The sequence below is a fragment of the Acetobacter pasteurianus genome, assembly GCF_009914215.2.
In the GTDB taxonomy this organism is placed as follows: Bacteria; Pseudomonadota; Alphaproteobacteria; order Acetobacterales; family Acetobacteraceae; genus Acetobacter; species Acetobacter pasteurianus.
Genome location: NZ_CP039846.2, coordinates 1,817,501 through 1,833,083, shown reverse-complemented (window position 1 = coordinate 1,833,083; position 15,583 = coordinate 1,817,501). Strand labels below are relative to the sequence as shown.

General features: G+C 47.6%; 9 protein-coding genes, 1 tRNA gene and 2 rRNA genes (1 of these 12 only partly in view). 4 read left to right on the top strand and 8 right to left on the bottom strand.

Annotated features, from left to right (window positions below; translation table 11 throughout):
• Nucleotides 1-135: 135 nt before the first annotated feature.
• The 3 genes from glgX (at nt 136) to FCN51_RS22125 (ending at nt 3,697) form a co-directional block, all read left to right on the top strand.
• Complete coding sequence (glgX, locus tag FCN51_RS22135) at nt 136-2,322, top strand: glycogen debranching protein GlgX (RefSeq protein WP_201762567.1); 2,187 nt, start codon at nt 136-138, stop codon at nt 2,320-2,322.
• A 98-nt stretch (nt 2,323-2,420) separates the two neighbouring features.
• Nucleotides 2,421-2,723, top strand: a complete 303-nt coding sequence (locus FCN51_RS22130; protein WP_160256883.1) for a plasmid stabilization protein — start codon at nt 2,421-2,423, stop codon at nt 2,721-2,723.
• 119 nt (nt 2,724-2,842) lie between these two features.
• A complete protein-coding gene (locus tag FCN51_RS22125) occupies nt 2,843-3,697 on the top strand; it encodes a glucose 1-dehydrogenase (RefSeq protein WP_160256882.1) in 855 nt (284 codons plus the stop codon).
• A 48-nt stretch (nt 3,698-3,745) separates the two neighbouring features.
• Here the strand turns inward: FCN51_RS22125 and FCN51_RS22120 are convergent, their stop codons facing one another.
• Both FCN51_RS22120 and FCN51_RS22115 read right to left on the bottom strand, forming a co-directional pair.
• A complete protein-coding gene (locus FCN51_RS22120) occupies nt 3,746-5,533 on the bottom strand; it encodes a thiamine pyrophosphate-requiring protein (RefSeq protein WP_160256881.1) in 1,788 nt (595 codons plus the stop codon).
• 121 nt (nt 5,534-5,654) lie between these two features.
• Nucleotides 5,655-7,124, bottom strand: a complete 1,470-nt coding sequence (locus FCN51_RS22115) for an FAD-dependent monooxygenase (RefSeq protein WP_160256880.1) — start codon at nt 7,122-7,124, stop codon at nt 5,655-5,657.
• A 323-nt stretch (nt 7,125-7,447) separates the two neighbouring features.
• On the opposite strand from FCN51_RS22115, the gene FCN51_RS22110 reads away from it, so the two are divergent.
• Nucleotides 7,448-7,969: an SCO family protein gene (locus tag FCN51_RS22110; protein WP_236661230.1), complete on the top strand. Its 522-nt coding sequence runs from the start codon at nt 7,448-7,450 to the stop codon at nt 7,967-7,969.
• A gap of 18 nt (nt 7,970-7,987) precedes the next feature.
• Here FCN51_RS22110 and FCN51_RS22105 read toward each other — a convergent pair whose 3' ends face one another.
• The 6 genes from FCN51_RS22105 to FCN51_RS22080 form a co-directional block, all read right to left on the bottom strand.
• Nucleotides 7,988-10,363 (bottom strand): TonB-dependent receptor family protein, encoded by a 2,376-nt coding sequence (locus FCN51_RS22105; RefSeq protein WP_201762566.1) that lies wholly within the window; start codon nt 10,361-10,363, stop codon nt 7,988-7,990.
• Nucleotides 10,364-10,387: 24 nt separating this feature from the next.
• Entirely contained in the window at nt 10,388-10,777 is a 390-nt protein-coding gene (locus FCN51_RS22100) for a hypothetical protein (protein ID WP_035362384.1), read from the bottom strand.
• Between the two features lie 73 nt (nt 10,778-10,850).
• The gene (locus FCN51_RS22095; RefSeq protein ID WP_160256877.1) at nt 10,851-13,511 is read right to left on the bottom strand and encodes a Hint domain-containing protein; all 2,661 of its coding nucleotides are present in this window, start codon (nt 13,509-13,511) and stop codon (nt 10,851-10,853) included.
• A 130-nt stretch (nt 13,512-13,641) separates the two neighbouring features.
• Nucleotides 13,642-13,718, bottom strand: a tRNA-Met gene (locus tag FCN51_RS22090).
• Between the two features lie 55 nt (nt 13,719-13,773).
• Nucleotides 13,774-13,889, bottom strand: a 5S ribosomal RNA gene (rrf, locus tag FCN51_RS22085).
• A gap of 108 nt (nt 13,890-13,997) precedes the next feature.
• Nucleotides 13,998-15,583: ribosomal RNA gene (locus FCN51_RS22080) — 23S ribosomal RNA — on the bottom strand; it runs 1,157 nt beyond the window's last position.

Genomic DNA, 15,583 nt, shown 5'->3' with positions numbered 1-15,583 from the left:
AGAATATTTCGCACTGACAGGCATGACGCGGCTATCAGTAACCCTTACATACAGAACGCCACCCCTCTCAAAATGTCTCCCGCACACGATTATGTTACTGAATTTTGATTGAAGCAGCGCGTTAAAGCCCCATGCATGCCACAATTTTCGCCATGTGGTGAAAATCGGATAGGCCTACGGCATAAAGTTAGGGCACCGCCTATGAGTTTTCCGCTTCGTCAACGCCTACGTGAAGGAAACCCCGTTGAATTTGGGGCAACATATGATGGATCTGGTGTTAATTTTGCGGTGTTTTCAGCTAACGCTACCGCTGTAGATATCTGTCTTTTTGATCAGGATGGAAAAACAGAAACAGACCGTATCCGCCTTCCAGAATACACAGATCAAGTGTTTCACGGTTGGATACCTGATTTACATCCCGGGCAGCTTTATGGATTGCGCGTGCATGGCCCTTACGAGCCAGATGCTGGACATCGTTTCAACCCCAACAAACTTCTTTTAGATCCATATGCTCGGGGTCACTTAGGCAATCTGGAATGGAACCCTGCTCTGTTTGGCTACCAGCTTGGTCACCCTGATCTGGATTTAAGCTTTGATGAACAGGACAGCGCCCCTTTTATTCCCAAATGTATTATCCCACCACCATCAGAAAGAAAAAACAAACCATTAAAAATACGTTGGTCTGATACTGTTATTTACGAAACGCATGTGAAGGGTTTTACGCAAAACAACCCTTTGGTTCCCGATAACCTGCGTGGCACCTATGCTGGGCTTTGTCATCATTCTGTGCTGGATTATATCAAATCTCTGGGGGTCACCTCTATCGAGCTATTACCTATCCAAAGTTTTGTAAATCCTCAATCTCTTATAGAAAAAGGGCTTACAAACTATTGGGGTTACAATACGATTGGCTTTTTTTCCCCAGATACGCGTTACGCTGCCAACCATACGGACCCGGCAGCCGAATTCAGGGAAATGGTTGCTCGGTACCATGAGGCCAATCTGGAAGTGATTATGGATGTTGTCTACAATCACACAGCAGAAGGAAATGAACTGGGGCCGACGCTATCCTTCAAGGGTTTGGACAATGCCTCCTACTACCGGCTGATACCAGATAATTTCCGCTATTACATCAACGATACAGGCACCGGAAATACATTTAATCTTAATACTCTACACGTCATACAGTTTGTGGCAGACAGCCTGCGTTACTGGGCCGAAGAAATGGGAGTAGATGGTTTTCGCTTTGACCTCGGCTCTATTTTGGCGCGAGAAAAAAACGGGTTTGACCGCCAAGCCGGTTTTTTACGCGTTTGCCGGCAAGATCCAACCCTAGCGCATCTGAAGCTGATAGCCGAACCGTGGGATATTGGCCCAGGTGGATATCAAGTTGGAAATTTCCCTCCCAGTTGGGCAGAGTGGAACGACCAGTTTCGAGATACTGTTCGGGATTTCTGGCGCGGAGAAGCGCGTGCAGCTGCTTTAGCCCCACGCCTTCTTGGCAGCCCGGATATTTTCAACCATAGCGGCCGACAAGCATGGGCAAGCGTTAACTTTATTACAGCACATGATGGCTTTACGCTCAAAGACTGTGTTTCCTACAACGATAAACACAATGATGCCAACGGTGAGGATGGTAAGGATGGATCAGACAACAACCGTTCCTGCAATTATGGCACTGAAGGCCCTACAGATGATAAAAGTATTAATGCTCTCCGCTGGCGACAATGCTGCAACATGCTGGCAACCCTCCTGTTCTCGCAAGGTACCCCCATGCTTCTGGCCGGAGACGAGTTTGGCCGTACACAGAACGGAAACAACAATGCCTATTGCCAAGATAACGATATTTCATGGGTAAACTGGAAGACTGAAGAAGAAGGCGAAAGCCTAAAAACTTTCACCCAAAGGATGCTCAGCCTTAGAAAGCGTTTTCCCATTTTACGGCGTAGTCGTTTTCTGACTGAAGCTTACAATAAAGAACTGGATATTAAAGAACTTACCTGGATCAGTGCCAATGGTATGGAAATGATGCAAGAAGAATGGGATCATGCACAATGTTTTGGGCTGATGCTGGATGGCCGCGCTCAACCTAGTGGCATTAGGCAACGCGGGGAAGATGCAACTTTATTCATGGTTTTAAATAGCTGGACAGACAGTGTAGAATTTACCTTACCAGAAGCAGACGGTGGGGTTTGGAAATTACTTCTTGATACCAACCGCCCCAATGCTGGTGATGACATAGAAAAAGATATTTTTGAGCAAAAAATTGTTTTTACTGTAACAGACAGATCAGTTTTACTTTTTGAGCTTCTTAGATCTTAGAAAAACCTTTCTCTTTTTTCAGCGTTGTCATCAAACCTCCATCTCTGTCTCGCAAGACACAAACCAGAGATGAAACCATCAAAAACGGAGCATAAACTATGCCTCGTGGTGATAAATCTGCTTACACAGACAAGCAAAAGCGACAAGCTGAGCATATCGAAAAAAACTACGAACAACATGGCGTAGACGAAAAGGAAGCCGAACGCCGTGCGTGGGCCACTGTCAATAAGGAAACGGGTGGTGGCAAGAAAAATGGATCTGGAAGAGGTCATGCCATCACGCATGAACCTTCACGCAAAGGAGGTAAAGCTGGTGGAGAAGCTTCCGCACAGCGGACAGCAGAGGAACGCTCTGCTTCAGCACGAAAAGCCGCTGAAACTCGCAAGAAAAACGCAAAATAACATGCCTTTCAGATCTATCTAAAAGATATATGGCAAGCCTATACGCTGAAAAAGACATTGCCATGTAAAGCGGTAAATTTTGCCCCCTACAAAATAAGCGACATTCCTTAGGAGATGACATGATGGCACATGAAGAAAAAATTCCATCTCAACATCAGACTGTTCCTGGTGAAACGGACAAGATGAATCCCATTCCAGATCATGGAGAAAAAAGTTATCAAGGATCTGGAAAACTTTCTGGAAAAGTTGCTTTAATAACAGGTGCAGATTCCGGAATAGGCCGAGCAGTTGCCATTGCTTTTGCGCGTGAAGGTGCAGATATCGCAATTGCTTATTATACAGAAGATAACGATGCCCAAACCACGGCCGATTGGATAGAAAAAGCCGGGCGCCGTGCTATTTTGCTTCCGGGAGATATCCGGCAACGATCACACTGTAACGAAATAATAAAGCGCACAATTGATGCATTCGGGCAGCTTGATATTCTGGTAAATAATGCTGCACATCAAAAATCTGTAACAGATATTTCAGAAATTGATGAAGAAGAACTGGATACAACATTCCGCACAAATTTTTACGGCATGTTCTTCCTGTGCCAGGCAGCCTTGCCATATTTAAGTAGTGGATCTTCTATTATCAACACAACTTCAATCAATGCTGTGCAACCCTCCCCTCACCTGCCTGTCTATGCCGCTACAAAGGCAGCCATTTCCAACTTTACAGCTGGCCTTGCGCAAATGCTGGGTAAGAAAGATATACGTGTAAATGCTGTTGCGCCGGGGCCGGTCTGGACACCCCTTATTCCTTCTACAATGCCACAAGAAGATGTTGCCAATTTTGGTAAAAACACACCTATTGGCCGGCCAGCACAGCCAGCAGAACTTGCTTCTGCTTACGTAATGTTTGCTTCAGATCAAGCAAGTTACACAACTGGTGCTGTTCTGCCTATAACTGGTGGCCGGCCAATGCTTTAAGCAGAAACAAGAGTTACCAAAGCCGCCTCATTTCAAAGGCGGCAAAGGTTATGATTTACGTGATGGCATCAGAGATGCCAGTATTTGCTTCGCTGACCTACGCACAACGCTGGAACGCTCAGCTTCTGTTGGCAACGAGGAAAGAAACGCTTTGGCTTGCTGCAAAGTAATATGAGGTGGCAATGGTGGCACATTAGGATCCGTGCGCGCTTCGAGAATAACCGGTCTATCTGCGCTTAAGGCTTCCTCCCATGCGGCAGCTACTTTTTCTGGGTCATCAACATAAATCCCCTTAAGCCCTAGAAGCTCAGCATACTTATGATAAGGAAAATCTGGAATGGATTGGGTTGATTCCGTCTTTCCTTTTCCCAGTTGAATACGCTCCTCCCAAGTAACCTGATTAAGATCCTGATTGTTTAATACAAGAACAATCAATTTTGGATTAGACCATTGCTTCCAGTATTTGGAAATTGTGATCATAACATTCAGGCCATTCATCTGCATGGCACCATCTCCCATACAGGCAATAACTGTACGTTCTGGAAAAGCCATTTTGCCAGCCATTGCATATGGAGTTCCCGCCCCCAAAGATGCCAAACCACCCGAAAGAGATGCTTTCATCCCTCGTCGCATTTTAAGGTCTCGCGCATACCAATTCGCAACAGAACCGGAATCTGCGGTAATAATAGCATTCTCCGGCAAACGCGATGAAAGCTCCCAAAACACACGTTGAGGATTAAGTGGTTGCGCACTGGCCATGGCGCGCTTTTCCAAAACCTTCCACCATTTCTCAACCTCTTTCTCAATCTGCTTACGCCATGAACGATCATGATTACGCCTCAGCAGTGGAATAAGAGCCTGCAATGTTGCTGCACTATCACCTTGAAGGTTCACATCCATAGGATAACGGAGAGAAAGATTGGCACTGTTGATATCAATTTGCACCCCTCGTGCCTGTCCCGGTTTTGGCAGAAACTCACTATAAGGAAAGGCAGAGCCAACCATCAAAAAGGTATCGCATTCCTTCATTAAATCCCAAGATGGTTTTGTGCCTAACAAGCCGATGGAACCTGTTACATACGGCAATTCATCAGGAACTGCAGCTTTACCCAAAAGGGCTTTGGCAATACCTGCTCCAAGTATTTCTGCAACATCCAGAATTTCATCAGTTGCATCCAGAGCACCGGCTCCAGCAAGAATAGCCACTTTTTTTCCTGCATTCAGAACCTCGGCCGCAGCACGCAAACCTTCTTCTGCTGGAACTTTACTACCTATTGTTATGCCAATGCCTGTATGTGTGAAACTATGTGCCATCGGCGGTTCTGCATAGGGTAGTAACTGCAAATCATTGGGAACGATAATAACCGTAGGGGCGCGTTTATCCCGTGCAATACGCACTGCACGATCAACAGCGTGCCTGATCTGCGATGGTTCAGTTACCGTTATAACATATTCACTCGCAACATCTTTGCAGAGTGATTGCAGATCAACTTCCTGCTGGTAATTTGAACCAAGAGCCACCCGTGCCTGCTGGCCCATAATAGCCACAACGCCAACATGATCTAGCTTGGCATCATAAAGACCATTTAGAAGGTGGATAGCACCGGGCCCGGATGTGGCAAAGCAAAGCCCCACCTGCCCTGTAAACTTGGCATGAGCTGTAGCCATAAATGCTGCCATTTCTTCATGGCGTACTTGAACATATTCAAGATGCCCAGCGTCAATTTCGTTTTGAAGGGCTACATCAATACCGCCCACCCCATCTCCCGGGTAACCATAGGCGCGCTTAAGCCCCCACTCCTGAAGGCGTTTCCATAAGAATTCGCTTACATTCATTGGGGGAATCTCCTTTAGAATGAAGCTCATAAACGCCCAGAATTTGGAAAAGTTTCTTTTAAATGTAAGAGAACTTTACAATTTAAAATCAATAAAAATAAGGTCATATTTATATTTCATATTAACAATCATGCTCTACTACTATGTTAGATAAAAATTCTTCAATAACTGTCCATTCTCCGTCACGTGCAGTAGCTGCAACGTAACCATCAGGCCTTACAAGCCAGATACCGTTTTTACGAGATGGTGAGCATATTTCTGATTTTAACAAGTATGGATAACGTAAAATCATATTTTGTGCTTTCACATCATCTTTAGCCATAAGCGAAAAATGGGGAACATGACTGTCCTGAGAGTCATGCCTCACAATCAACCGTTGCCCAGGCCGTGGGCCACACCGCCCGCGTGTTACACCCGCATTAAGTGGACTATCTGGATAACTGATCGTGATCCCGGCGAGCCTGTTGGCAATCTTATGACGGGCCATTGAAATACTGAAAATCGATTTTACAATAAAGTTACGCACTCTCTGCAACTGACGATTTTTAAGCAGAACAACTTTGGTCATACGTCTGGAATCTGAAAATATCTGCCGTGCAACAGCGCTACGCTCGATACTGTAACTATCTAGCAGGAAGGGTTTAACTTTTTGCTGTTCTACAAGTGCTAACTTCCATGCAAGGTTGAAGGCATCTTGCATGCCCATATTCATACCTTGGCCACCTGCAGGACTATGGATATGGGCCGCATCTCCCGCCAAAAATACACGCCCCTTACGATACTCTCGAACTTTACGTTCATTGACACCAAAATCTGACAACCATACGGGATCGGACAGAGTAACGCCGCCCGGGCCGCGTTGGTCTATAATCGCCTGCATTTCTTCCAGATTTGGCATACGCAATGGAGCCAAACCAAGATCAGCTATGACACGGTAGCGGCCTTCAGATATTGGAAAGAGCATGACTGCACCATCATGATGCCAAAAAATAGCTGGTTCATCGGATGGAATAGAAAGGCCCGATACATGCACATCAGCAAGCACAAAACTTACGGGAAAAGTGTTTCCTTCAAATGCCAGACCAAGTTGACTGCGCACAAAAGAATGGGCACCATCGCAACCAATAAGCCATGCTGCTTCCAATGTCTCACTCTCACCTTCCTTATGCGTGAGAGTGCAGAAAACACCATCCTTTTTATCAACAAAGTCTGTTAGTTCCGTTTCACGCTCTACAGTGCCACCAAGAGTTTTGAGGTGTTCTTCCAGCAATCTTTCAGTTTCAGATTGAGGCAGCATCAACACATATTTGAAGCAAGAAGAAATTGTCTTGAATGGAATACGGGCAAGAGGCTTATTGCCCCAATAGATACCAAGAGCTTTTGCATGCAGCCCATTGGCTATAAAAGCCTCCACATAACCAGCAGCCTGCAACAACTCCATAGTGCGGGGCCATATAGCCAACGCCCGGGATTGCATTGTGCGTGTTGGCAATTTATCGACAATTCTGACTGGCACTCCATATCGGGCCAGTTCTACGGCCATGGTCAACCCCACAGGCCCTGCACCAATAACAAGAACAGGCTTCGACATACTTTTTGTCCGAAGAAACAATTATTCCGGTATACTTAATCTCGCCTGCTTATTAACGCTGAATGGATAAGACCTGTTCCTCTCCAATTCCAAAATATACATACTGCTTTACACCCAACCGTTCATATATAATGAAACGACAATGCATTGCTGCAAGCATATGTGCTGTTTGCTATAATATGCCCATGACCCAGAAAAGCTCACGCACAACCATATCTGACAGGAGAAAATCCCGTTCTCCACACAAACAAAATTGGAAAACAGTTTTGCCTGTAGTGGGTATTCTCTTTGCTCTACTCATAGGGGCAACTGGGCTACGAGTAGTGCTGACATCCCGGTCCCACACCCAGATTGGGGGGCCTTATGCCCTGACAGATGAAAATGGGCATATCGTCTCACAGGCAGCTTTTCAAGGCCGTTATACGCTTATCTACTTTGGTTACACGCATTGCGTAGATGTCTGCCCGCTTACACTTGCAACCGTATCGGCTGCGTTGGATGAACTGGGATCGCAAGGAAAGAACATTACGCCCATTTTCATCTCGGTTGACCCTGCGCGAGATACTCCTGCCGTTGTAAAGGAATACATCCAACGTTTTTCCTCACGCATTGTGGGTCTAACCGGCACCGAAGCACAACTTCAGCCTATAATGACCGCATTTCATGTTTCAGCACGGCGTCGCGCAATAACAGGTAATGGTTATCTTATGGATCATAGCTCGCTTCTGTACCTGATGGACGGCCAGAACCATCTGGCTGGTATGATCCCGGTTGATTCCAGCGCCCATCAAATTGCAGTAGAGCTTAAACAGCTTTTACCACCATCTAAAAATCATCCATCATGAGTTTTGATCAGCCTCTCATCAAAACCGGATACGCATACCACCAAAATACGCTCTGGGTGAACCTGCGTAGATAGAGCCTGTGCTGTTCATAAGCGTCCGGGCCGTTGCCTGTTGTCCGTTAGCCTGCAAGCTGTCACTGACATTCGTGGCCCCAGCAATATAGGTTTGGTTTGCGACATTCTGCACTTCAAAATACCAGTGCAACCGATGCGCCCACCCAAGCCGGGCTGGCGGATCATAATGCACTTCCAGATTCAACAACGCATAACCAGGAGCTTTCAGACGGTTGGCATTATCCAGCCAGTAAGAATCTCGCCACGTTACCTCGGCGTATCCGCCTAACCCTTCCAGAACACCATCTGGCTGATCGTATAAAAAACGTGCATTGAGAAAATTGGGAATAACACCCGGAATATATTTTCCTTTACGACTGAAACTGCGCGAAAGGTCACTATTTGAGAGGACCTCGGTGTAATTTGTATAAACCTGATTATCATACGTATAACTGAGCTTGATCCGCCCACCCGGTAGCATTGCAGGAAGCGGTTTCCACTCCAGCCCCAGAACAATCCCCCTATGCTGGGAAGCTGGCGCATTAAATGTGTAGGCCCCCACGGTATTCACACCGGCAGATTGGCTTACAAGTTCATTATTGTAGAATTCGTAAAATCCTGTTGCCTGCATAGTTATGTTGGAAGATGGATGCCAATCTGCACCAAGGTCTATCCCAACACTTGTCTGGCTTTTTAATTGTGTGTTGTTGCCGTATTGCCCCTGCGGCGTAATAAACAAATTGGAAGAGGACGGTGTGCCATAAGCCGTGCCGATACGCGTATGAAATGTCCATTTCTTTGATGGTGTGTAAATCAACGCGCCTTCTGGAGCCAGATTGAAGTAGAACCGGTTGGCTGTAATGTAACGCTGATTCTGGCCCATGGCAGAATAGCTGTAAAGTGTTTCAGTAGCGCCAATATCGGAATATGTTCCGCCAAGCCCCACCACCACGTGCCAGTTGGGTGCAAAATGCCAGTCTTCCTGAAACCTTGCACCCAGATTCCACTGATGACCGTATGATTCCGAATTCATCGCGCCACGGGTAGCTCCACCAAGTGGCATGATATTGTAGATCTGAGAACCAAAATCGAGATAATCGAAGCTGATCCCACCAAAAGTTTCCAGTGACTTACCCGCAAGGCGTGCATGGTTTGTTATATCGGAACTGGCATTGTAGGAATTGTATGGGCCAACATATGCTACTGGTGAGGTTGGCTGATCAATATGGCGCTGATCGTACGTAAACTGATTCCGCCAGATTGTGCGTGCGTTAAAATCATGTTCCCAACGCAAACCAACAACCGTCCGACGGTCAAAACGGCCCAAACCAGCAGCTTGCGGGCTTATGGCTTCCTTTGTTCCGTAGCGCCCATTCACCAGCAGATTAACAGTTGCACATCCTGTTGCTGCATCTGCAGCATTATAACACCCGCGCTGATACGGATTGGCCCGATACTGGTTGAGCGAAAGCCGCACAGGTAAAAAAGCATCCGTAACGTTGTTCACAAACTTCAGGATGAGCCTGTCCGATGATGTGAGATTAACGCGCAGCCGCACATTTTCTGTTGAGGTATTGTAACGGCTATTGGCAATAAACCCATTCCCTCGCACATCGCTCCCGAAAATCATTAGATCGTAATGCTTATTGCCAAGCCCCAACGTTGCGTAATTATTGAACATCCCGAAGCTGCCGAAATCCGAACCAACCTCAAGACCATGAATATCGGCACCTTTTCGGGTGCGAAAATTGATCGCACCGTTGATGGCGTAATTGCCGTACAGAGTTGAAGCTGGGCCTTCAAACACATCCACACCCTCATAAGCATGTGGGTCAATAAGATCAGCGCGGGCGGTTCCGTCAGGCTGTGTCATCGGGAAACCATCTTCCAGCACTTGTAGATTCTTCAGCCCATAGGACTGACGATCCCCTGAACCTCTGACAGAAACCACCGTATCCCGTGGGCCATTCCCTTGAGTGAAACTAACGCCGGGAATAGTGACAACCATATCTGCCACGCTTTGTCCGACCTGATTACCAAAACTACTTCGCTCAGAACTGTAAGTTGTTTGCCCAGCCGGATGTGCCATTGCAGATGCGCGACTATTTCCTGTTACCGTAACGTGTTCCGTTTTCGCCTGATGCTTAGCTGAAGATACCAGTTTACCACGGTGTGTCTGGTAGCGCGAACGCGCCATCTGGGCTGTGGCAGCATGCGTGTTGGCTGCGGATAAAAGAGTCATGACCGCCATCACTCCGGACAACCGGAGAGGAGTGCCATAAATAGAAAGCATGATTGTGAACCTGAATAAACAACACGAAAAGCCCGCGTGCAAAAACACGCGAGCGGCGCTTGTAACTTCAGGTCAGACGGGAGGACCTTGCGGACAGAGAGATGTACGTTTTGGCGCTGGTGGACCACGGATGGGAGCAAACATCCATGTTCGATACATGCTTGCTGCAAGCAGCCCTGCAAAAATACAGAACGCAACACTGAGCAAGAAAAACTCAAGAGCTTCGGAAAGAAGAAAACTGTCGTCCTGCGGGTCTGTCGCGTGGTGATGCGATCCATCAGGATCAGAAAGGGGTGTTTGGTCTTCGCAAAGAATACTGAGTTTTATGAGATCTTTAAGCGGATCCTCAACTAGAGCCGTTGGTGAAACAACGCCACCAAATGTCAGACGCGCAACCAGAGCAAGCAGCACCAGTGGCCAGAAGACCACCAAATGAGTCAAACTGTGAGCACGCGCTGACATCCATAATGACTACCTTAGTTTATCCTGACAAACCAGAACAGATTTCGTCATCAGAGATAGCTCTCAGCACCAATCAGACTATCATGGCAACTTGCGGCTCTATGTTCATTGGTTCTTTATCCACCAGATATGGACCCGCAGCTTCTACATGTAGAACCAGAACAGTGTGATGGTTTGATTTACATGCACCTAAGGGCAAAACTGCATTCCCTTGCGTCCAACGGCATGTTCCTTCCTCCCGCGCATTCCAGCCCGGAAGATCATCTGTAAGGTGAGCGGTAATGTCACCCCCTTGGTGTGCATCACAAACCGTCACGCGGCTAATCAACACCCCAAGGTTACGTCTATCATCCACATATGGACCAATTGTATCGCATGGGCGCGCTGAACGAGACATGACCCGAACAACATCAACATTGGCAGGCAACGCAAACACATAACGCTGGCCAATAATACGCAGTGGCACCATTTTTGAACCGTTGGGCAGAACAAGCCTAAGCGCTGGATCCTGCACGTATTCTTTGTCTACTTTGGCAGTAATATCTTCCATTTCAGAAGCACGTTGGACTATCTGAGAATAAAGCGGTTCAACAAAAGAACGATCTGTAAAAAGCTTTGTGGCCGCATGTTCATCCCAGTTGCGCGCAGGCCCATTAAAAGCAGATACCACGGTGCCCTCTGCTAACGGGCTAAAGTTGCGACGATTTCCGGTATCAAGATAGCTTTCTGTGAAAAGACCATTGGCACGGATTACGGCATGATCTCGCGTTTCTATGTGGTAACATTTATAGGAACGTATCTCGTGCGCATAAGAAATTGTCATGCCATTTACGAGCATTCGAACGGGCACAAAGCATCCATCAAGATAAAGACAATGTTCGGGCGTCACCAACAGGTCATGATGCGGAACACCAGCCGCAAGGGCATCTTTGGAAATACGGATGGGCACACCGGCAATATCAGGCGGACAATCCCTCTGCACCGTAACGTGCTGGCAACCCACCCACACGATATCTTTGGGGGTGATTTCACCGTTGTCAAAAGTCAGGATAGACATACCTGGGCGCAATGTTTCCACTGCACGTTCACCATCGGGGGTGGCAATCATGCCTCCTGGAAGGAAACATACAACAGCTTCCAGCATAAGAGAGCCGTCTGAATCTTTCGCTAGCTGGAACTGCTCTGATGTATCCGCTGGAGAAATCGTCAGTGTATAAGTAATGCCATTACTTCTGATAACAACCTGATTGTCCGATACACTAACGGTCGCTTCCGTATCATACGTTACTGTAGAAAAATCTAAAGTATTGCCGACTGCAAAATTTGAAAGTGTTGCGTTAAAAGATGAAGAACTTCCTAAAATAAGTGCTGCACCTCCACTAAAAGTAATTGTTTCCGTGGAAGGCGCACTCCCCTGAAGTGTCAGAGCTGCATTGTCAGCCAGAGATATTGTGGAATAGGACTGATCTCCTGAAAGGATCCAACTTCCGGAAACCGTCATTGTCTGAAAATTAATGGCACCATCGAATGTACCCGAGCCGGACAGATTGACAGTATTATTACCTGCTCCGCCATCGACTGTTCCCGAAATAACCGAACCTGTCTGGATATTTAATGTATCATCACCATCACCAAGCAGAATTGCATCTGTTGTTCCAGAAATTGTGCCGGCATTTGTAATCGTATCTCCAAACGTATCGGTGATATGAATACCGTAACCATCTAGCCCTTGGATGGTGCCATTGTTGGTAATAGTCGTTGCATAAGGTGCATTTCCCTGGCTGCTGTTATCAACCAGAATACCATTTGCAGCTCCGCTTATAAGAGCGCCGCTTTCGTTAACAATATCTCCACCACCAATTGAAACCCCTTCACTCGTATTGGGGTAGCCATCACTTCCGTTTCCGCCTGCGCCCGTTCCTTGAATGGTTCCATAGTTGGTAATGGTTGCATAACCATCTATGTCAACGCCGTCTCCATCACCTGTACCGGAATTATCATAGGCTCCGGTGATAGTTCCGTAATTGGTAACAGTTCCATTCCCGTCTGATCCAACACCTGACCCATCGCGGCCTGTAATCGTACCCCCTGCTTCATTTATGACCGTAACATCGGTACTACTGGTGATGCCGTGACGCGCGCCGGAAATAGAACCCGAATTATCAACTGTTCCGCTGTAATCCTGAAAATCGATCCCATCATTTTTTGTCGCACCATTGGCACCATCTGCATAAATTGTGCCTGCATTTTTAATAGATGCATTTGCCCCCGGACGCAGTGCATCTGCATCTGTAGACTTAACAATGCCATTACTCTCATTGATGATTGTAATAGAAGATGCTGAACTGACAGAATTGAAATCTACAGCCTGACCATCATCTGTAGATTCAATAGTGCCACTATTATCTAACAATAACGTGCCATTAATCAGTGCATCATCAATGCGGATACCATCATCAGATCCGGAAATAGTGCCCGTATTGTTAATAGTAACTGATGTACCTGACGCGGCTATGCCAGATGTATCAATCCCACGCTTACCTGTTGAGGAAAGTGTTCCATTGTTCTGAACAGTTATGGCATCAACATCATCAAGTTCTATGGTTAATGCCGTCTTGGATGACGTAACTGAGGACGTATTCGTATAAGTCTGGTCACTATCCAGATCAATCTGACTGCTCATAAGCTGTATTCTCAACATTAGGTCTATAACTGACCGACATGAGAGATACATTTTTATAAATTGTTAATACACCTATGCTTAGTTTAACTGAACATTCATAATATAAATCTATAAATTCCCCATCATACACACAAAAAACCCCGCCAACCGATTGGTTGAGCGGGGTTTTAGAAACTGTGCTTGGTTGCGGGGGCAGGATTTGAACCTGCGGCCTTCAGGTTATGAGCCTGACGAGCTACCGGGCTGCTCCACCCCGCGGTTGTAAGTGTGTTGAAATTTGTATGGGTAAGATTTGGGTAGGGTGGATTGGAAGACCTGGCGGCGACCGACTTTCCCGTGGCTTAAGCCACAGTATCATAGGCGCTGGGGGTTTTCACGGCCGAGTTCGGGATGGGATCGGGTGGATCTCTCCCCGCCATGGCCACCAGGTCATCCAGTCCACCCTGTAAGGGGTGTGTGGAGGACGGTTGGTTATGAAGAAGTAGGCGATATATGGATGATTTCTGTGCACGGGCTGTCCTTTTAAGGGGACAGTAAGAGAGTGAGCCTATTGGGTGATTAGGACCAGTTAGCTGCACGCGTTACCGCGCTTTCACACCTGGCCTATTAACGTGGTGGTCTACCACGACCCTCAGGGAGACCTAGTTTTGAGGTGGGTTTCCCGCTTAGATGCTTTCAGCGGTTATCCCTTCCATACTTAGCTACCCGGCGGTGCCGCTGGCGCGACAACCGGTGCACCAGAGGTATGTTCATCCCGGTCCTCTCGTACTAGGGACAAATCCTCTCAAGTCTCCAACATCCACGGCAGATAGGGACCGAACTGTCTCACGACGTTCTAAACCCAGCTCACGTACCACTTTAATCGGCGAACAGCCGAACCCTTGGGACCTGCTCCAGCCCCAGGATGTGATGAGCCGACATCGAGGTGCCAAACCTCCCCGTCGATGTGGACTCTTGGGGGAGATCAGCCTGTTATCCCTAGAGTACCTTTTATCCGTTGAGCGATGGCCCTTCCACGCGGGACCACCGGATCACTATGGCCGACTTTCGTCTCTGCTCGAGCTGTCACTCTCGCAGTCAGGCGGGCTTATGCCATTGCACTCAACAGCCGGTTTCCGACCGGCCTGAGCCCACCATCGCGCGCCTCCGTTACACTTTGGGAGGCGACCGCCCCAGTCAAACTGCCCACCATACAGGGTCCCGGATCAGGCTAACTGACCACGGTTAGACATCAGAAAAATTCAGGGTGGTATTTCAAGGATGGCTCCACAGGAACTGGCGCCCCTGCTTCAAAGCCTCCCACCTATCCTACACAGAATGTCTCTGATGCCACTGTAAAGCTGCAGTAAAGGTTCATAGGGTCTTTCCGTCTGACCGCGGATACCCCGCATCTTCACGGGGAATTCAATTTCGCTGAGCCGATGCTGGAGACAGCGGGGAAGTCGTTACGCCATTCGTGCAGGTCGGAACTTACCCGACAAGGAATTTCGCTACCTTAGGACCGTTATAGTTACGGCCGCCGTTTACCGGGGCTTCAATTCAGTGCTCTCACACCTCCTCTTAACCTTCCGGCACCGGGCAGGCGTCAGACCCTATACGTCGTCTTTCGACTTCGCAGAGTCCTGTGTTTTTAATAAACAGTCGCTACCCCCTGGTCTGTGCCACCCGCCAATGGTTGCCCACCAACGGGTCTCGCTTATCCCGAAGTTACACGAGCAATTTGCCTAGTTCCTTCAGCATCGTTCTCTCAAGCGCCTTGGTATTCTCTACCAGTCCACCTGTGTCGGTTTCGGGTACGGTCTATACGCCAGAGCTATTTCCTGGAATGCTCCAAAAGCCAGATCAATCCGTTAAGACCTGACAACATATCGCATTCGTCACTTCTGGCAGGTACAGGAATATTCACCTGTTTCCCATCGACTACGGCTCTCGCCCTCGCCTTAGGGGCCGACTAACCCTGCGTGGATTAACCTTGCGCAGGAACCCTTGGACTTTCGGCGACAGTGTTTCTCGCACTGTTTGTCGCTACTCATGTCAGCATTCGCACTTCCGATATCTCCAGAGAGGGTCACCCCGTCTCCTTCACTGACTTACGGAACGCTCCGCTACCGCGCATATCATAG